This window comes from Comamonas sp. 23 (assembly GCF_049601575.1).
GTDB classification, from domain to species: Bacteria; Pseudomonadota; Gammaproteobacteria; order Burkholderiales; family Burkholderiaceae_C; genus Comamonas; species Comamonas squillarum.
On record NZ_CP187127.1, the window covers coordinates 4,577,220 to 4,595,686 of the forward strand.

Below are 18,467 nucleotides of genomic sequence, written 5' to 3' on the forward strand. Positions count from 1 at the left end.
CGCAAGGTTTGGGAGGGGGCGTTCATACCGGAACATCCCCTTCGATCGTGGTGCGGTAGAGCTTGCGGCGCTGGCCGGCCGGCACGCCGGTGGCCAGGTGCAGCACCGCGCGGTTGTCCCAGAACACCATATCCCGGTCACGCCAGTGGTGGCGGTAGACAAACTGCGGCTGGGTGCTGTGGGCAAACAGCTCGGCCAGCAGCGCGGCCGAGCGGCCCTCGGGCAGGCCCAGGATGCGGGTAGTGAAATGCTCGCTGACAAACAAGGACTTGCGGCCAGTCTGCGGATCGGTGCGCACCACCGGGTGTACGGCGGGCTTGACCTCGGCCACCTGCGCAGCAGTGAGCGCAGGGCGGAAGGCATTGCGCTCGCGCAGTGCCTCATATTTGAGCAAATAGCTGTGTTCGGCCAGCAAGCCCACCAGCTGCTGCTTGAGGGTATAGGGCAGCGCCTCGTAGGCCGCGACCTGGTCGGCAAACAAGGTGTCACCACCGACCTCGGGCAGCTCTTGCGCATGCAACAGCGACCCCATCGCAGGCTGGGGCTTGTAGGACAGGTCGGAGTGCCAGTAGGCCCCGGCGTCGCCCAAGCCCACGGGCTGGCCGTTTTCGATGATGTTGGAGACGATCAGGATCTCGTCATGGCCCGGCAACTGGTAGTTGCGCAGCACATGGCGCTGCAGCGGCCCAAAGCGGCGGCTGAAGGCAATCTGCTCGGCCGGGCTGATGCGCTGGTTGCGGTAGACCACGACGCTGTGGTCCTGGTGCGCCTGCTGCAGCCGGGCAAAGTCGTCCGGGCCCAGCGGGCGGGACAGGTCCAGGCCTACCACCTCCACTCCCAGGCGGGTCTGGGCGCCAGCGGGCTGCTGGATGGGGCGCAGGCTGAAGGCCTGCGCGGTGCCCGCGCCGCTGCCCACCGGGCTGGCGCTGTCGGGCACCGGGCGGCGGAAGAAGAACGGGTGGGCAGTCAGAACATCGAACAGCGCGGACATGGCAGCTTTCCTTGGCGGACCAGTGATAGGCCCACTGTAGAAGGCGCGCTGCAATCAGAAAACGAATGAAAACGCGTATCTTTATGCGCAAACCGATGAAGGGCGCTACGGCGCTGCTGTGTTGTTGCGCTGTCATCAGGCCGTCATGCAGCGCAGCCATGATGGCAGTCTGTCGGTGCAGCACAAGCCAGCCTGCATGCCCCGTGCCGGGCGCGACCAGATCGGACGCACCGGGCGGCGGGCATGTGTCAGGGCTTGGCACCGGCAGCCATCTTTTGTCGGCCCAGCCGGGCCGGTTCAGCCCACGCCACACTGCGCACCCCTTGCGCCCGCCTTGTGCCCACTGCGCATCTGTCGCCCGCGACGGAGCCTACAGCCGGTGCATGCGGTCACCCTGTACGAAGCCGGCTGGCTCCCAGACAGCCACGCCCTTGCTCAGCAGGATGGCCTTGAAAAACTCGCCCATCTCATGCTCCATCATCAGCTTGGCCGCCTTGCTGCGGGCAATCACTTCGAGCTGGTCCAGCTTGGCACCCAGGCCGCAGTTGATCAGGAAATGGGCCTGGCTGGTGTAGCCCAGCACATCCATGCCGGCTTCCTGCGCGGCCACGGCAATGCCAGTGAAGTTCACATGCGCGGTGATGTCTTTCAGCCCCACCAGCACCAGTGGGTCGCTGTCGACCTGGTGCAGATGGTGGCAGACCAGGGTGCCCATGTGGCGCTGCGGGTGGTAGTACTCGGATTCGCCAAAGCCATAGTCGATCAGCAGCACCGCGCCGCGCGTGATGCGGTCGGCCAGCGTCGCGACAAAGGCTTCGCCCTGCGGGTGGATCTCGGTCAGGTACTCGGCCTCGAGCGGTAGGTCCGGCTCCACCGGCGGGCGCAATGGGGTCGGGCGCTCGGCCCAGCCAAAGCGGATGTCGCCGCCATCGGCCCTGGCCACCACCACGCCGCGCTCCTGCCACACACCCTGCTGGCGCAGCACAAGCTTGACCGGCATGGCGTCAAGCACCTCGTTGCCGACGACCACCCCCTGCATCTGCGCGGGCAGGCTGTCGGCCCACTGCACCTGGTCGCCAAAGCGGGCCAGGCGCTCTTGCTGGCGCAGGCGCAGGCTGCCCGAGACATCGACAATCGTGTAGCGCGTGCAGGCGGGGCCCAGGGTGGAAAGCAGCTGCTCGGCCAGGGCGCCGGTGCCGGCGCCAAACTCCCAGACCTCGCTGGTCTGGGTGTGGGCAAAGGCATCCTGCACCTGGGCGGCGACCAGTTCACCAAACACCGGCGAGAGCTCGGGCGCGGTGACAAAGTCGCTGCCCTCTTCGGGCATGACGCCAAACTTGCTGCGGTCATTGGCGTAGTAGCCCAGGCCGGGCTCGTACAGCGCCATGCGCATGAAGTCATCAAACGGGATCCAACCGCCGGCCTGGGCAATAGCCTCAGCCATGCGCTTGGCCAGCACAGTCGTTAAACTAGAGGGTTCTGTATTCACCCCCCTATTGTCGCCGCTTGCTGAGCGCTTGCCATGCCCCTGCCTTCTTCGACCCCACGCACCGTACTGGTCACCGGCGCTGCCAAGCGCCTGGGCCGGGTGATTGCGCTTGGGCTGGCCCGCCATGGCTGGCAGGTGGCGGTGCACTACCGGGGCTCGGCCGCCGAGGCCGCGCAGACCGCCGCCGAGTGCGCCGCGATGTCGGGCCTGAGCGGCCATTTTGACGCCGATTTCGACGACGAGGCTGCGGTGCGCGGTTTGCTGCCCCGGGTGGTGGCCCATTTCGGCCAGGTCGATGCGGTGGTCAACAGCGCCTCGCTGTTCGAGCACGACGGCGCCGCCGACTTTGGCTATGCCGCGCTGGAGCGCCACCTGCGCAGCAACACGGCCGCGCCCATTGTGCTGGCCCAGCTGCTGCACCAGCATATCTGCCAGCGGGGCGACCCGGCCCAGGGCGTGGTGGTGAACCTGCTCGACCAGAAGCTGTGGAACATGAACCCCGACTTTGTCAGCTACACCTTGAGCAAGGCGGCGCTGGAAGCGGCCAACACCTTGCTGGCCCAGGCGCTGGCGCCGCGTCTGCGGGTGGTCGGTGTGGCGCCGGGTTTGACCCTGACCAGCGACTACCTGAGCGACGAGAAGTTCGAGGCCCTGCACCGCATGAGCCCGCTGGGGCGCTCGTCCACCGCAGACGATGTGGCCGCCACGGTGCGCTTTGCGCTGGACAACAGCTCCATCACAGGCACCAGCCTGCTGGTGGACGGCGGCCAGCACCTGATGCGGTTTGACCGCGATTTTTCGATGATGTAGCGATTCTTCGCTGCCTTGCTGTTTTTATGACGACATTTGACACCGGGTTGCAAACCCTGAGCTTGACGGGCCTGCGTTTTGATGCCAATTTAGGCATCCTCGCCCACGAGAAGACTGCGCCGCAACCCATCTTGGTGGATGCGGAAATCAACATGGGCCAGCAGCCCCTGGCGCCCAGTGATGACGACATCATGCATGTGCTGGATTACCGCAAGGTGCGCCAGATCATCATCGATGAATGCACGGCAGAGCACGTCAACCTGCTCGAGACCCTGATCGGCAAGGTCGCCCAGCGGCTGATGCAGTTGCCCAATGTGCGTGGCGTTCGCGTGAAGATCGCCAAGCTAGAGATTTTTGACGATTGCGAAGTTGCAATCCGCACCGAAACCGGACAATGGTGAACCTATGAACGCCCCCACCGATACCGCACTCCTCCAGCCCCAGCCCGCCGCCGCGAACGGATGGGACTTTGACGACGCCAGCGACGATGCGCAGGCATCGGCCTCCAACGAAAAGCGCCTGAAGATCCAGCGCGAGAACCACAAGCTGGAAAAGCGCCTGTGCCGTGAGGTGGCGCGCGCCATTGGCGACTACAACATGATCGAGGACGGCGACAAGGTGATGGTCTGCATGTCCGGCGGCAAGGACAGCTACACCCTGCTCGACATCCTGATGAAGCTGCGCGCCCGCGCGCCCATCAAGTTCGACCTGGTGGCCGTGAACCTGGACCAGAAGCAGCCCGGCTTTCCCGAGCATGTGCTGCCCGAGTACCTGCAAAGCGTGGGGGTCGACTTCCACATCGAGAACCAGGACACCTACAGCGTCGTCAAGCGTGTGGTGCCCGAGGGCAAGACCACCTGCGGTCTGTGCTCGCGCCTGCGCCGCGCCATTTTGTACAAGGTGGCCGACCAGCTGGGCTGCAACAAGGTGGCGCTGGGCCACCACCGCGATGACATCGTGCAGACCTTGATGCTCAACATGTTCCACGGCGGCATCATGAAGGCCATGCCCCCGAAGCTGGTCAGTGACGACGGCAAGCATGTGGTAATCCGCCCGCTGGCCTATGTGCCCGAGAAGGACACCGAGCGCTGGGCCCAGTACCGCGACTTCCCCATCATCCCCTGCAACCTCTGCGGCAGCCAGGAAAACCTGCAGCGCCAGATGATTGGTGACATGCTGCGCGAGTGGGACCGCAAGCACCCCGGCCGCGTGAACAACATGTTCCGCGCGCTGCAGCATGTGGTGCCCACCCACCTGGCTGACCCCAAGCTGTTCGACTTCCAGAACGCCAAGCCCACCGGCATTGCCGACGAAAACGGTGACAAGGCCTTTGACCACGATGACCTGCCCAGCAACCCCTCGCTGCCCGCGGGCATGCAGGTGGTGCAATTGGGCTGATCCACGTTTGCTTGAGCCATGCAGCCCTGCTTGTCGCCCCTGACTGACAGCCGCTGCCGCTCCAAGCGTTTATCGTTGAGCGCATGCGCTGTGTCCTTATGGCGCAGCGCTTTTTTTTCGGGAGACGGCACCATGTATCGTTCTTTTGACCGGGCAGCCCTGCCTGGCATGCCCCAGTGGCGTCGCATCGCCGGCATGGCCGCGCTGGCCTGCGCCAGCCTCTGGCTGGCCGGTTGCGCCGGCGTGCGCACCATCGACAGCGATGTGCAAAGCTACTCCACCTTGCAGCAAATACCTGCGCCACCCACCTACCGGCTGCAGTTGCTCCCCTCCCAGGTCGCAATGGGTCCACAATTTGATACCGTCGTGCAACAGGCCCAGGCATCCTTGGCCGGTGTGGGTCTGCGCCGCGACGATAGCCAGGGCAGCGTGATCGCGCAGATCGACGTACAAGCTCGTTACATTCCCGACAGCTGGCTGCTGCCCGGCAGCCCCTATAACCCCTATGGCGGTTTGGGCTGGGGACCCGGCTGGGGTTGGGGCTGGCGCGGTGGCATCGCCTGGCGCGACACCGGCCCCTCGCTGCACTACCGCGCCGTGCAGTTGACCTTGCGCGATGTCCAGACCCAGCAGGTGGTCTATGAGACCTCGGCCCGCTACGAGGATGTCTGGGTCGATGACCAGGTGATCTACCGCATCTTGTTCGACTCGGCACTCAACGGGTTTCCCAAGCCGCCGCAAGGCCCGCGCCGCGTCAGCACCACGGTCGGTGCGCCCGCCGCTGCCCAGCCCGCATCCACTCCAGCTGCAACCGCTGCACCTGCCACTGTCAGTCCCGCTACGCCCGCCGCCAAACCCCAATAACAAGGAACGCATGCACAGCACCCAGATCATTGCCATTCGACACGGGGAGACCGATTGGAATCTTGCCGCACGCATCCAGGGACATACCGATATACCGCTGAACGCCACCGGCGAGCGTCAGGCCCGGCAACTGGCCCAGGCGCTGGCCGAGACCCCGCTGGCCCATATCTACAGCAGTGATCTGCAGCGCGCGCTGCGCACCGCCCAGGCGCTGGCGCTGGCCAATGGCGCGCCGCTCGCCACCCACAGTGCCTTGCGCGAGCGCAGCTTTGGCGACTATGAAGGCTCCCGCTTTGCCGACATCGAGGTGTCAGACCCGCCCTCGGCCCTGCGCTGGCGCAAGCGTGACCCGGTCTTTGCCCCGCCCCAGGGCGAGTCACTGCAGACGCTGCAGGCGCGCGTATCCCAAGTGGTGGCCGAACTGGCCGCCAACCACCTGGGCCAGCAGATCGCGCTGGTAGCCCATGGCGGCGTGCTCGACTGCCTCTACCGCCTGGCCACGCGCCAGGACATACAGGCCCCCCGCACCTGGGAGTTGGCCAATACCAGCGTCAACCGGCTGCTGTGGACGCCGGACAGCGGCCTGACCCTGGTGGGCTGGGGCGACACCAGCCACCTGCAGACCATCGGGCTGGACGAAACCATCTAACAGCGGCGGTCAGCGGCCCTCCATCCAGTAGTCAGCCTCGTTCAGCCTGTTCTCTCCACTTTTTGTGACTTTTTTGCATCAGCCCCGTGGCGCCGCCTGGGCCGTGCAGGTCCCCGTCTGCCCGCCCCACCAATGTCGCCCTGGGCCCGCTGCGATGACACAAACAAATGAAACGCAATGCCTCATAGAGCCGATAAAATACCAAGGTATGTCAGCGTTCACTCCGACCCCTCGCGATCAAGTGACATTTAATTACTTTTAGAATTCACTAATTGCTTGATCATTATTGATAGTAGTGAGACCATCTATAGACGAGTTCAATGACTCCTCTGTTTGATTACTAAAAAGGTATTGACCGTTATATGCCAGACGCCGAGCTGACCCGAAAACCCCTGCCGACGCCGTCGCTGCGCCAGCTCAGCTGCTTCAAGGAAGTGGCCACGCACCGCAGCTTCAGCCGTGCCGCGCAGGCGCTGTCCATGAGCCAGCCCGCACTGTCTTCGGCCATCCGTGAGCTGGAGACGCTGCTGGGCACCGCCTTGTTTGACCGCAGCACGCACCATGTCCGCCTGACATCGGCCGGCGAAGCCGTGCGCCCGCAGGTGGAATGGATGATCAACAACTTTGTGCAAGGCGTGCAGGATCTGCAGCAGTTGCTCAAATACCAGGCCGACACCGTGCGCATCAGCTGCATCCCCTCCACCACCCACCTGCTGGCGCCGTGGCTCGCCCTCTGGCAGCAGTCCCACCCGATGGTGGACCTGCAGCTGCACGACATGCGCAATGACGACCTGCTGGCCTCGGTGGCCAACGGCAGCTCGGACATCGGCCTGGGCCTGGAGTTCACCGTGCCCCCGTCGGTGGAGACGCAGTTCGTGACCGAGGACGAGGTCATGGCCGTCATCCCCGCCAAGCACCGCCTGGCACAAAAGACCGATCTGCGATGGTCGGACCTCAGCGATGAACCGCTGGTCGTGCTCTCGCGCGGCAGCACCTACGAGATGATTGTCTCGGTGCTGGAGCAGCAAGGCGTGGGCACCAGCCACACCGAGACGCTGAGCTATACCGAATCGCTCTACGCGCTGGTGCAAAGCGGCCTGCGCATCGGTCTGCTCTCGCGCCTGTACACACAGGGCCACCACAGCGATGACTGGGTGACCGTGCCGCTCAAAGGCCCGTTGCTGTCGCGCCGCATCTGCCTGATGACGCGCGCGGCCAATGGCAGCCGCCGCGCCATCGTGCAGGAATGCTGGGACTACCTGTGCGAGAACATGGGCAACGAATCGCCGCCCACCAAGCGCGCCGCCAAGGCCGCTTGAATGGGAGCCACGCGGGGGGCCACGCGCACCTGTCTGGCACCAAACTCTCAAGCCCCAGCGATGGGGCTTTACGTTTTACACCAATGCCGCCTGCCCAGGCCCACCGCCCACCAGGCCCAAGTGGCGGTAGGCCGCCTGGGTGGCCATCCGGCCGCGCGGCGTGCGCTGCAAAAATCCCTGTTGGATCAGGTACGGCTCGATCACATCCTCGATCGTGCCGGGCTCCTCGCCAATGCTGGCGGCAATATTGTCCAGCCCCACCGGCCCGCCATCAAAGCGGTGCACCACCGCCTCGAGCAGCTTGCGGTCCATGATGTCAAAGCCGAGGGGATCGACATCCAGCATCGCCAGCGCGCGGCTGGCCATCTCCTGCGTGATGCGGCCATTGCCTTTGACATCGGCGTAATCGCGCACCCGGCGCAGCAAGCGGTTGGCAATACGGGGCGTGCCGCGTGAGCGGCGTGCAATCTCCAGCCCGCCTTCATCATCGATGGGCGTGTTCAACAGACCTGCACTGCGCATCACGATCTTGGTCAGCTCTTCGGTCGTGTAGAACTCCAGGCGCGCGACGATGCCAAAGCGGTCGCGCAGCGGGTTGGTGAGCATGCCCGCGCGCGTGGTGGCCCCCACCAGCGTGAAGGGCTGCAAATCCAGCTTGATGGACCTTGCCGCCGGGCCCTCGCCGATCATGATGTCGATTTGGTAGTCCTCCAGCGCCGGGTAGAGGATTTCCTCGACCACCGGCGAGAGGCGGTGGATCTCGTCGATGAAGAGCACATCGTTGCGCTCCAGATTGGTCAGCAGTGCCGCCAGGTCCTTGGGCTTTTCCAGCACCGGACCGCTGGTCTGGCGCAGATTCACGCCCAACTCCGAGGCGATGATGTGCGAGAGCGTCGTTTTGCCCAGCCCGGGGGGACCAAACAGCAGCACATGGTCCAGAGCCTCGCTGCGCTTTTTGGCCGCGCCAATGAAGATCTCCAGCTGCTCGCGCGCCTTGACCTGGCCCACATACTCCTGGAGCTGCTTGGGGCGCAGCGCGCGCTCGAGCACCTCCTCCTGTGGCGAGGACTGGCTGGCGGAAATCACGCGGTTGTCAGGACGGGGGACTGGCGCAGCGGCGAAGGAATCGGTATGGATAGTCATGGATCAGTGCAGGCATGGCCAGGGAGGTGTGCAGCGCATCCCGGGGATCTCTAAGGCGCATCCCACACATAATAAGCCAGTCCGTCATACAAAAGCCCCGCATTGGCCAGCCAGGCATCGCGCGCCTGGACTTGCAGGCTGTAGTGGTGCACCCCCGGCACATACTGGTAGGCTCGGTAGACGGCGCCCACCCCGTCACCGGGCTGCGCGGGCGACCACCAGGCAATGCCGTCGTAGTTCCAGCTGGGGTGGTAGGTCTGCACAAACTGCCGCTCGGCATCGCTGGCCGTGTAGAAATGGGCGACGACCTCGGGGTTGAAATAGCGGTGGACGGGCACCAGGCGGGCATGTGCGCGGCCTGCGGCATAGAACGCAATGCCGTCAAAGACCAGGTCGTTGGGGAAGCTCGCGATCACATGGTCACGCTCAGTGGCAGACAAGGTATAAAACTCCCCGCCCGAGCGCAGCACCAGGAAGCGGTAGACGGGCATGTGCATATCGCTGTTCATCGCCTTGTCGGCCCCCAGCCAAGCCGCAAAGCTGGCGATCGCCTGGTCCAGCCGGCCATAGACGACGCGGCCATCCTTGGCGGCACACCACTGGTCTCCCCCGGTCAAGGTCCCGGCGACACGCCCCCTGAAAAACAATGCCGATCCGCTGGAGCCTCCTTCGATCCCTCCTAGGCTCCAGATGACCCGGTAAAAGCCACCATCGGATTGCGTTTGCGGCGCACAATCCAAGGCGCGGCTGCTGGCATCGACCGAGCAGGCTGTGCGATCTTCCAACACGCCAGAGGCGAGCATCATCAGGTCCCCGTGCGGATGGTGCAGACCGGCCACCGCCCCGCCCGGAGGCAGTGCGCCCGCATCCCAGCCTGCAAACAAGGCTCCCGGCGGAGGCGCCTCATCCAGCAGCAGCAGCGTCATATCAGTCGCCATGCTCGTTGCCAGCCAGCGCGCCGCACTGAAGCGCTCCGCATGGCCGGCATACAGTTGCGCGCTGTCGCAATACTGCGAGTAGTAAAACCAGGACGTTTGCAACGTCGATGCCGTCGCTTGGTCTTTCACACAATGCGCAGCCGTCAACACATAGGGGGTGAGATCCTGGCGTGCGTTATTGAGGAGGGTTCCGGTGCACTGGAAAGTACGGCCCTGGCTCACATAGAACATGCGGATGACGGCATCACGCTGGTCCAGCAAGGTCTGCTGACAATTCACATCCAGCTGGCAAGCGTTATAACGGCGCTTTTCAGACAATGCAGCCATGTCCGCCGCCTTCATGGGCTCCGCCACACTGGGCGGCACGACGATCTGCGAGAGCTGGGGCATGGACCATTGCAGACTGCTGGTCGCCAGCGCTGCGGGCAGCAGGATCTCCAGCACGGGCGTGGGCCCCACATCGGGCGTCCACCAGGTGCGCTGGCCCGTCTGCGCATCGGCAGCCAGGCGCTCAAGCAGTGCAGCACCGGTCACTTCGTAGCTGGCAGCGGCTTGAGGCGATGCATAGAGCCGGAACACCGCCACCGGCGGCAAGGCAGCAAACTCCAGGCCCAGGCGCAGTCCATAGGCATCGTCCGCCCGCCATTGCAAGGCGGCCACCTGCTGGCCCGAGGGCAGGGTCTGCCATTGCAACAGAGGGGCCACTTTGTCGGCAGTGTCCATGGCCTCCAAAGCGCGCGCTACGCCAATCTGGCGGACGCCGCCCTCATCGGGGGCCAGTGCCTTGCTGTCCTGCCAGGGCGGCAGCACGATGGGCACAACAGCCATCGCCGAGAGCCCTACCGCATCCTTGGCCTCCACAGTGCTGGGGCTGGCCGGCATCCTGCGTGCATCGACCTGCCAACTGGCCTGGGCCCAACCACAGCTGCCAGCCACGATGAGCGTGGTGACCCAACGCAGCCCATCACCACCAAGCGCCGAACTCCAGCTGGACACAGTGCGACAAGACATGATGGACTCCTCGCGGTTGCAACAAGAAAAGCGCCGCCGATCAACACAAACTACTGACCGGATACAGGCAATCTAGAGCAAGCACTCACATCAAGCAAGCTTATCGACTAGTACAAATACAAAACATTGGTTAACTGGGCAAAGAAAAGGGCCTGCGAACAGGCCCTGCGAGGGCGGCGGCTGTGCGGCTGCCGATCCGGCTGTGAGCGATCAGTTGCCCAGCCAGTGCGAGGCACCGTCTGCAAAAAACTTGTCAAAGCGGCCGTAGTAGCTCAGGCCCCGTGGCGCCTGGCAGCGGCTGGAGCCGCCATACAAGGTGCCAATGACCCGGCCATCATTGAACAGCGCCGATCCGCTGCTGCCGCCCTCGGTCCTCCCCTGGCTCCAGCTGACGCTGTAGAAGCCACCGTTCGCATCTCCCCCGCTGCAGCTGAAGGTGGAGCTGCCGGTGGACTGGCAGCGGGCATGGTTCGCTACGGCGCCCACGCTGTACTTGAGCAGGTCGCCACCGGGATGGTGCAGGCCGTAGATGGCCTGGCCCTTCGGGGCCAGGTTGCTGGCATCCCAGCCTGCATAGCTCACCCCCGCCGGAGGCATGTCATTGAGCCGGAGCAATGCGGAGTCCGTGGTGGCCGTGGCGTGCAGCAAGGTGGCACCTGCACTGCGCCGGGCGCTTTGGGCACTCGGCACGCCGGAATTGCAACTGCTGGCGTGGTAGAACCAGCGGGTCTGCAGCGTCGAGGCTACCGATTGGGTAGAGATACAGTGGTTGGCCGTCAGAAAGTAAGGCACAAAATCCGCCTTGGGGTTGTTCAGCAAGGTGCCGGTGCACAGGTAGGACTGGCCGTTCTCCCGGGTGTAGACCATTTGGGCCACGGCATTGCGCTCGCTCTGGTAGTTGCTGGTGCAGGACACATTCATGCGGCAACTCTCCAGCGGATTGGCTTGGGTAGTTCCTGCCAGGTCCATGTCAGCCGCTCCCACGGCGGCCGCTTCCACGGTGGCCGCTTCCACATCGGTGGGCAGGGACAGGTTGTAGAAGATGTGCGAAACCAGGGGGATCGAGATGCGCAATGCCTCCGCAGGCATCCCTGCGGGCAGCACGACTTCAACGGTGGTGTCACCCGCACCCACATCGGGCGTCCACCAGGTGCTGGCAGGCGCGCCGCTCTCTCCTGCGCCCTGGTTCTGCGCCAGCACTGCATTGATCTGCGCGCCGCTGCGCTCGACGATCGCATCGGGATGCTCCTGGCTGTAGATACGCAGCAGCGCATCATCGGGCAGGCGCTCCACCAGCACACCGGCACGCAGGCCATAGGCACCCGTCGCCTGGATATTGATGGCGGCCACCTGCTGCCCACTGGGCAGCGCCGTCCACTGCATGGCCAACTGGGTTTGCGCCACCGATGCGGTGGCATCCACGGCGCGTGCGGCGCCAATCTGCAGCGCCGGGCCACTCGTCTCCTCGGCAGCCAAAGACTGTTGCATTTCCAGCTCGGGCAGCACCACAAAATGTGTTTGCACCCGAGTGCCTAAAGGCACGGGCACCAGAGGGGAAGATTTGGTGGCTGACTCCGGCAATACCACCGGGTCCAGGATATAGGTCGTAGGCTGGGCCACTACCATGCCGGTGGTCCATAACAGACCGAACACTGCATATTTTAGGTATCTCATGATGGATTCACTCCAAGTCAAAATGCTATTTAAAAGCCTGCAAATCACCAAATTGCGGTTTGCATTTTTATTTTGAAGATAATCAAGTGAGCAGCCACCTGCAAAAGTAAAGCACATATCGACCGGTAACATCGAGAATGCGATGAATCTCTCCCACACCCTCTACGCCAGATGCCCACAAAAAGAAACTCATCCACTAGTTTTATTTATTATTTCTTTCATTAGATATTAATAAAATCCAGACCCCATTCATTTTGCACAGCAAGCCAAAGAATGCCTATATTTACTCGCTTTCTGACAAAGTGAGTGGTGTTATTAAAATCCTTTTATAAAAGCCGGCAATTTACAAATCCGCTATCGTGCAGCAGCTCAGGTTTCCTCAGCAGAACATCGCATACCGGGAATACAAAGTGAACCTGCGTTGGTATTTATGAATTCCAGACATCGGGACACTTTCCGGTATCGGAGCGATGACCCAGCACTGCAGCAGGGCGGTGGCCGGAACCCACTCCCCCAGACGTAAAAAAACCTGCCGTTTGACGGGCAGGTTTGTCAGCGCTGGAAGGACTGCGGCACAAAAGCCGCAATCAGCGGTGCACCGGTCAGCTGGCCAGCCAGCTCCAGATGCGGTCGCTGAACACCTTGTCAAAACGGCCGTAGTAGTCGGACGCATTGGGCGCCAGGCAGCTAGCGCCGCCGCCGTAGAGGTTGCCGACCACGCGGCCATTGCGGAACAGCGACGAGCCGCTGCTGCCGCCTTCGGTCGTGCCCTGGCTCCAACGCACGCTGTAGAAGCCGCTGTTCGAGTCACCGGTGCTGCAGGTGATGGAAGTGCCACTGCCTGCGGTGCAGTTCATATAGCCCACGACCGCGCCCACGCTGTACTTGAGCAGGTTGCCGCCAGGGTGGTGCAGGCCATAGACCGCATCGCCCACTTGGCCGGCGGTGCGCGCATCCCAGCCTGCCAAGGTCACGCCCACAGGAGGCATTTCGTTGAGCTTGAGCAGCGCCGAATCGGTGTTGCTGGTGGCGTAGAGCAAGGTCGCGCCGGCACTGCGCAGTGCAGCATTGGCGCCAGGTACGCCGGAGTTGCAGCTGCTCGAGCGGTAGAACCAGGACGTCTGCATCGACGAGGCCGAGGACTGGGTCGAGATGCAGTGGTTGCCCGTCAGGAAGTACGGTGCAAAGTCACCCTTGGTGTTGTTCAGCAAGGTGCCGGTACACAGGTAGGACTTGCCGTCCGAGCGGGTGAACACCATGCGCGCCACCGCATTGCGCTCGGTTTGGTAGTTGGTAGTACAAGAGGCATCCAGGTTGCAGGAAGCCGAAGTGTCGGCCTTGGCCGCGTCTGCCAGCTCGGCCTCGGTGGGCAGCGACAGGTTCTGGTAGATGTGCGAGACCACAGGGATCGAGATGCGCAGGGCATCGGCGCCGGTACCGGCTGGCAGCACCACTTCGAGCGTGGTGTCGCCAGCGCCTACATCGGGCGTCCACCAGGTGTTGGCGGCCGCACCGGTCTCACCCGCCTTGCGGTTTTGCGCCAGCAACGCATTCACCTCAGCACCGCTGCGCTCGACGATCGCATTGGGGTGCTCCTGGCTGTAGACGCGTAGCTGCGCGCCATCGGGCAGGCTGTCCACCAGCACGCCAGCACGCAAGCCATAGGCGCCGGTCGATTGGATGTTGATGGCCGCGACCTGCTGGCCATTGGCCAGCGTGCTCCACTGCAGCGCCGCCTGCGTCTGCCCCACCGTGCTGGTGGCCGCCACCGCGCGCTGCGTGCCAATCTGCTGGGCCGGGCCGTTGTCGCTGTCCACGGTCTTTTCCGCCTCCAGCTCGGGCAGCACGACAAAGCGGGTCTGCACCGCAGCGCCCAAGGACACAGGCGCCACTGCGGCCGATTTGATGGCCGATGCGGGCAGCACGACCGAGTCCAGCACATAGGCCGTGGGCTGGGTCACATTGCCGTTGTCGTCGTCGGAACCTGAGCCGCCGCCGCAGCCCGCCAAAGCCAGGGCCGCAGCCACGCCGGTGGTCCACAACAGACCGGGCACTGCATACTTGGGATATTTCATGGATTCGTCCACTCCGTGTTGGTTGGTATAGATGGTGATACCCGGTCGGGCTGCTGCCCGGCCGCCTCTGCGCGGGCTATTTTGCCAGCGCTTTCAGCGCCTGCTTGATACCGTCGGTTACGCTGATGTCGGCAGGTAACAGTTTCAGAGCGGCAGCTGCGTCCTTGTCGCTGTAACCCAGGGCCACCAGCGCTTGCAAAATGTCGACCTGGGCATCGCTGGTGGCAGCGGTTCTGGCACCCATGTCTGCGCCCAGCTTGCCTTTGAGCTCCAGCAGCAGGCGCTCGGCGGTCTTCTTGCCGATGCCCGGCACCTTCACCAGGCGCCCTGCCTCCTGCAAGGACACGGCCTGCGCCAGATCGCTCACGCCCATGCCGCTCAGGATGGACAGCGCCGTACGCGGGCCCACGCCGGTGATCTTGATCAGCTCGCGGAAAGTCTGGCGCTCTTCGGCCGTGCCAAACCCGTACAGCAGCTGCGCATCCTCCCGCACGATAAACTGCGTCAGCAGCGTGATGGTGTCGCCCACGGCAGGCAGGTTGTAGAAGGTGCTCATGGGCACCTGCACCTCATAGCCCACACCATGGCAATCCACCAGTACTTCGGGTGGGTTCTTTTCCACCAGGGTTCCGCTCAATCGGCCTATCATTTGTATCTTTCCTTGTAGCTTGTGTGCGGCCGCCCTGTGTGCGTCGCTTGCCGCCTGCAAGCATACTGAATTTTTCACTGGAATTTACCGCGTGATCCTGCGCCACACCTTTACGCCCCACAACAACAACCGCATTGCCAATTTGTGCGGACCGGCCGACGCGCATCTGCGCCAGATCGAGAACCATCTGGGCGTCAAGATTGCCCACCGCCACGAACAGTTCAAGATCGACGGCCCCAAGGCCGTGGCCAACGACGCGCTGGAGCTGCTCGAGGCGCTGTACGAGATGGCCGATACGCCCATCAGCGAAGACCAGATCCAGCTGATGATGGCCGGCGACAGCGAGCTGATGGCCGCGCCCGAGGACGCCATCGTGCTGAACACGCGCCGCGCCGACCTGCGCGCGCGCACGCCCAACCAGGCCGGCTACCTGGAGAACATCGCCGCGCACGACATCACCTTTGGCATTGGCCCGGCCGGCACCGGCAAGACCTACCTGGCCGTGGCCTGCGCCGTCGATGCGCTCGAGCGCAGCCAGGTGCAGCGCATTGTGCTGACCCGCCCGGCGGTCGAAGCCGGCGAACGCCTGGGCTTTCTGCCCGGCGATCTGTCGCAAAAGGTCGACCCCTATCTGCGCCCGCTCTACGACGCACTCTACGACCTGATGGGCTACGACAAGGTGCAAAAGGCCTTTGAGCGCAATGCCATCGAGATCGCGCCACTGGCCTTCATGCGCGGCCGCACGCTCAACAACGCCTTCATCATCCTCGACGAAGCCCAGAACACCACGCCTGAGCAGATGAAGATGTTCCTCACCCGCATCGGTTTTGGCGCCAAGGCCGTGGTGACCGGCGACGTGAGCCAGATCGACCTGCCCAAGGGCCAGCTGAGCGGCCTGATCGACGCCGAGCGCGTGCTCAAGCGCGTCAAGGGCATTGCGGTCAACCGCTTTACCAGCGCCGATGTGGTGCGCCACCCGCTGGTGGCGCGCATTGTTGACGCTTACGACAAGCAGCGCCGCCCCGCGCGCGAAGACTGAGCCCCGCCCGCACACCCCCACCTGTGCCACCCCGCCGATAAAAACCATATGGCATTGAACCAACTCACGCTCTCGCTGCAATTTGCCCGTTTTGACGGCGTGGCCGAGCACCGTGCCGCCCTGCCCCGCAGCCAGGTGACGCGCTGGATTCGCCACGCGCTGGCCGATGACGCCGAAATCACCGTGCGCATTGTCGATACCGAAGAAGGCCAGGCACTCAACCGCGAGTACCGGCACAAGGACTACGCCACCAATGTGCTGACCTTTGACTACCAGCAGGAGCCCACCGTGCTGGCCGACCTGGTGCTGTGCGCGCCCGTGGTGGCGCGTGAAGCCCAGGAGCAGAACAAGTCGCTGCAGGAGCACTATGCCCACCTGCTGGTGCATGGCACTTTGCACGCCCAGGGCTGGGACCATGAAACCAGCGAGCAGGATGCCCAGGAGATGGAAGCCTACGAGACGGCCATCCTGCAAGAGCTGGGCTTTGCCGACCCATACCAGAAGTAAGGCACGGGGCCCGCAGCCCGCCCATTGGGCGCGCCCGCCTCAAGGCAATGATGACTTTTGAGCGACTAATCGAGCCGCTTCTTTGCGCCATTACTACCTAGAATCCTTCTCATAAAGGCCGTGCTGGCTGCGGCACCCCGCAACCGCCGGCGCATAACAGGAGGAGACATGCTCGACACCGCCATCTTGCTGGCCGCTGCCCTGGTGGCCGGCGCGCTCAATGCCGTCGCCGGAGGCGGCAGCTTTCTGACCCTGCCTGCGCTGGTGTTTACCGGTGTGCCGCCGGTCGTTGCCAATGCCACCGGCACGGTCGCGCTGCTGCCGGGCTATGCGGCTGGCGCCTGGGGTTTCAAGGACGATATGCAGGCCCCGCCCGGCCTGTCGATGAAGGCGGTGATGCTGCTCGCGCTCGTCGGCGGCGCAGCGGGGGCTGCCCTGCTGCTGGTCACGCCCGAGGCGGCCTTCCGCAAGATCGTGCCCTGGCTGCTGCTGGCAGCGACTGCCATGTTTGCCTTTGGCCCGCAGCTGCGCCAGTGGGCCATGGGCGCGCAGCACGGCGCCACGCCCTCACGCGGCAAGGCCGCGCTGGGCATGCTGGCGGTTTCTGTTTATGGCGGCTACTTCAATGGCGGCCTGGGCATCTTGCTGCTCGCACTGCTGGGCTTGCTGGGCCAGACCAACCTGCATGCGATGAATGGCACCAAGAACCTGGTCTCCGCACTGCTGACCGCCATTGCCGTCGCCATCTATGCCGCTGGCGGCGTCGTGCAGTGGCAGCCCGCCTTGCTGATGATGGTCGCTGCCACCTTGGGCGGCTACCTGGGCGCCCGGGTGGCGCGCAAGATTGCGCCGCAGTGGTTGCGTGCCGGCATTGTGCTGACGGGTTTGGTGATGGCGGTGCTGTTTTTCTTGAAAGCCTAGTTGGGGGCGCCCAGCTGGCCGTGCCTAGCCGGGGGCGCCTAGCCGGGGGCGCCTAGCTGGCCGTACCTAGCCGGCTGCACCTAGCCGGCCGCACCTGTCCTCGGCGCCTTGATCACCTCGATCAGCGCATCCAGCGCCGCCGAGCGGCTTTGCGGGTGCCAGACAAAGGCACCGGCGGTCAGCGCCGTCTGGCCATGGTTGCTGTGCAGCGGCACATAGCGCACACCGGCCATGCCGGCCCGCTGCATGCACGAGGGCACCAGCGCCACGCCCTGGCCAATGGCAACCAGCGAAATAACGGCCAGCCACTGGCGCACCGCGTGGCTGGTGCGCGGGTGGATGCCAGCGTTGTGCAGGCAGGCGATCACATTGTCGTAATTGGCCGGGCTGACATCGCGCACAAACATCACAAAGCGCTCATGGGCCAGGCTGCGCAAATCCAGGCTGGCTTGCTGCGCCTGGGGGTGGTTTTCCGGCAGGCAGCAAACGAGGGTATCGGGCGCCAGCGGCCAGAGCGCCAGCCCCGGCGCGGGCGTGATGATGTTGACAAAACCGCCTTGGAGCTGGCCGCGCAGAATGGCCGCCTGCTGCTCGGTGGTGGACATCTCATGCAAGGTGATGTCGATATCGGGCCGCTGCTGGGCAAAGGCCTGCATCACATGGGGCAGGTCGCGGTAGATCATCGAGCCAGTCACGCCAATGTCCAGCTGGCCCTGGCGCCCCTGGGCCACATTGCGCGCCACGTCCGCTGCGCGCTGTATCTGGCTGAGCACCTGGCGCGCCTCGATCAAAAAGGCGGCGCCGGCATCGGTCAGCCGCACCTGCTTGGCATCGCGCTCGAGCAGCCGCACACCCAAATCTTCTTCGAGCGATTTGATGGCCACCGACAGCGGAGGCTGGGTAATGGCCAGGCGCTGGGCGGCGCGGCCAAAATGCAGCTCCTCGGCCAGCACCACAAAATAACGCAGCAAATGGGTCTTCATCTGCGTA

General features: G+C 64.1%; 17 protein-coding genes. 9 read left to right on the forward strand and 8 right to left on the reverse strand.

The genetic code is table 11. The features are described 5' to 3' along the window. Window positions 1-22: 22 nt before the first annotated feature. Together ACPEE1_RS20645 and ACPEE1_RS20650 are read right to left on the reverse strand one after the other, a co-directional pair. Window positions 23-991 (reverse strand): TauD/TfdA dioxygenase family protein, encoded by a 969-nt coding sequence (locus tag ACPEE1_RS20645; protein WP_116926666.1) that lies wholly within the window; start codon window positions 989-991, stop codon window positions 23-25. Window positions 992-1,361: 370 nt separating this feature from the next. Next, window positions 1,362-2,435 carry a class I SAM-dependent methyltransferase gene (locus tag ACPEE1_RS20650; protein WP_232539515.1) on the reverse strand — a complete coding sequence of 358 codons (1,074 nt, stop codon included), beginning with the start codon at window positions 2,433-2,435 and terminating at the stop codon, window positions 1,362-1,364. 78 nt (window positions 2,436-2,513) lie between these two features. On the opposite strand from ACPEE1_RS20650, the gene ACPEE1_RS20655 reads away from it, so the two are divergent. From ACPEE1_RS20655 to ACPEE1_RS20680, 6 genes are all read left to right on the forward strand, one after another. Then, complete coding sequence (locus tag ACPEE1_RS20655; protein WP_182344865.1) at window positions 2,514-3,290, forward strand: SDR family oxidoreductase; 777 nt, start codon at window positions 2,514-2,516, stop codon at window positions 3,288-3,290. A gap of 26 nt (window positions 3,291-3,316) precedes the next feature. Next, complete coding sequence (locus tag ACPEE1_RS20660) at window positions 3,317-3,691, forward strand: dihydroneopterin aldolase (protein ID WP_116926667.1); 375 nt, start codon at window positions 3,317-3,319, stop codon at window positions 3,689-3,691. A gap of 4 nt (window positions 3,692-3,695) precedes the next feature. Further along, entirely contained in the window at window positions 3,696-4,688 is a 993-nt protein-coding gene (gene ttcA / locus ACPEE1_RS20665) for a tRNA 2-thiocytidine(32) synthetase TtcA (RefSeq protein ID WP_116926668.1), read from the forward strand. Between the two features lie 132 nt (window positions 4,689-4,820). Further along, complete coding sequence (locus ACPEE1_RS20670) at window positions 4,821-5,552, forward strand: hypothetical protein (protein WP_420093975.1); 732 nt, start codon at window positions 4,821-4,823, stop codon at window positions 5,550-5,552. 10 nt (window positions 5,553-5,562) lie between these two features. Then, on the forward strand, window positions 5,563-6,201 hold the full coding sequence (locus ACPEE1_RS20675; RefSeq protein ID WP_116926670.1) for a histidine phosphatase family protein: 639 nt from the start codon (window positions 5,563-5,565) through the stop codon (window positions 6,199-6,201). Window positions 6,202-6,563: 362 nt separating this feature from the next. Then, window positions 6,564-7,520 (forward strand): LysR family transcriptional regulator, encoded by a 957-nt coding sequence (locus tag ACPEE1_RS20680; protein WP_116926671.1) that lies wholly within the window; start codon window positions 6,564-6,566, stop codon window positions 7,518-7,520. A gap of 75 nt (window positions 7,521-7,595) precedes the next feature. Here the strand turns inward: ACPEE1_RS20680 and ruvB are convergent, their stop codons facing one another. The 5 genes from ruvB to ruvA all read right to left on the reverse strand — a co-directional run bounded on the left by ruvB (window position 7,596) and on the right by ruvA (window position 15,010). Further along, entirely contained in the window at window positions 7,596-8,663 is a 1,068-nt protein-coding gene (gene ruvB, locus ACPEE1_RS20685; RefSeq protein ID WP_116926672.1) for a Holliday junction branch migration DNA helicase RuvB, read from the reverse strand. A gap of 50 nt (window positions 8,664-8,713) precedes the next feature. After that, complete coding sequence (locus tag ACPEE1_RS20690; RefSeq protein WP_423934726.1) at window positions 8,714-10,612, reverse strand: trypsin-like peptidase domain-containing protein; 1,899 nt, start codon at window positions 10,610-10,612, stop codon at window positions 8,714-8,716. A gap of 210 nt (window positions 10,613-10,822) precedes the next feature. After that, on the reverse strand, window positions 10,823-12,286 hold the full coding sequence (locus ACPEE1_RS20695; RefSeq protein ID WP_423934728.1) for a trypsin-like serine peptidase: 1,464 nt from the start codon (window positions 12,284-12,286) through the stop codon (window positions 10,823-10,825). A 602-nt stretch (window positions 12,287-12,888) separates the two neighbouring features. Beyond that, a complete protein-coding gene (locus ACPEE1_RS20700) occupies window positions 12,889-14,361 on the reverse strand; it encodes a trypsin-like serine peptidase (RefSeq protein WP_260718781.1) in 1,473 nt (490 codons plus the stop codon). A gap of 76 nt (window positions 14,362-14,437) precedes the next feature. Further along, on the reverse strand, window positions 14,438-15,010 hold the full coding sequence (gene ruvA, locus ACPEE1_RS20705; RefSeq protein WP_116926676.1) for a Holliday junction branch migration protein RuvA: 573 nt from the start codon (window positions 15,008-15,010) through the stop codon (window positions 14,438-14,440). A gap of 91 nt (window positions 15,011-15,101) precedes the next feature. Between ruvA and ACPEE1_RS20710 the strand changes: the two genes are divergently transcribed. The 3 genes from ACPEE1_RS20710 (at window position 15,102) to ACPEE1_RS20720 (ending at window position 17,477) form a co-directional block, all read left to right on the forward strand. Continuing rightward, window positions 15,102-16,049, forward strand: a complete 948-nt coding sequence (locus ACPEE1_RS20710; protein ID WP_116926677.1) for a PhoH family protein — start codon at window positions 15,102-15,104, stop codon at window positions 16,047-16,049. 48 nt (window positions 16,050-16,097) lie between these two features. Further along, window positions 16,098-16,556 carry an rRNA maturation RNase YbeY gene (gene ybeY, locus ACPEE1_RS20715; protein ID WP_116926678.1) on the forward strand — a complete coding sequence of 153 codons (459 nt, stop codon included), beginning with the start codon at window positions 16,098-16,100 and terminating at the stop codon, window positions 16,554-16,556. Window positions 16,557-16,724: 168 nt separating this feature from the next. Then, window positions 16,725-17,477, forward strand: coding sequence for a sulfite exporter TauE/SafE family protein (locus ACPEE1_RS20720; protein WP_116926679.1), 753 nt, complete (start codon window positions 16,725-16,727; stop codon window positions 17,475-17,477). 80 nt (window positions 17,478-17,557) lie between these two features. Here the strand turns inward: ACPEE1_RS20720 and ACPEE1_RS20725 are convergent, their stop codons facing one another. Beyond that, window positions 17,558-18,460: a LysR family transcriptional regulator gene (locus tag ACPEE1_RS20725; RefSeq protein WP_182344858.1), complete on the reverse strand. Its 903-nt coding sequence runs from the start codon at window positions 18,458-18,460 to the stop codon at window positions 17,558-17,560. Between the last annotated feature and the right edge of the window lie 7 nt (window positions 18,461-18,467).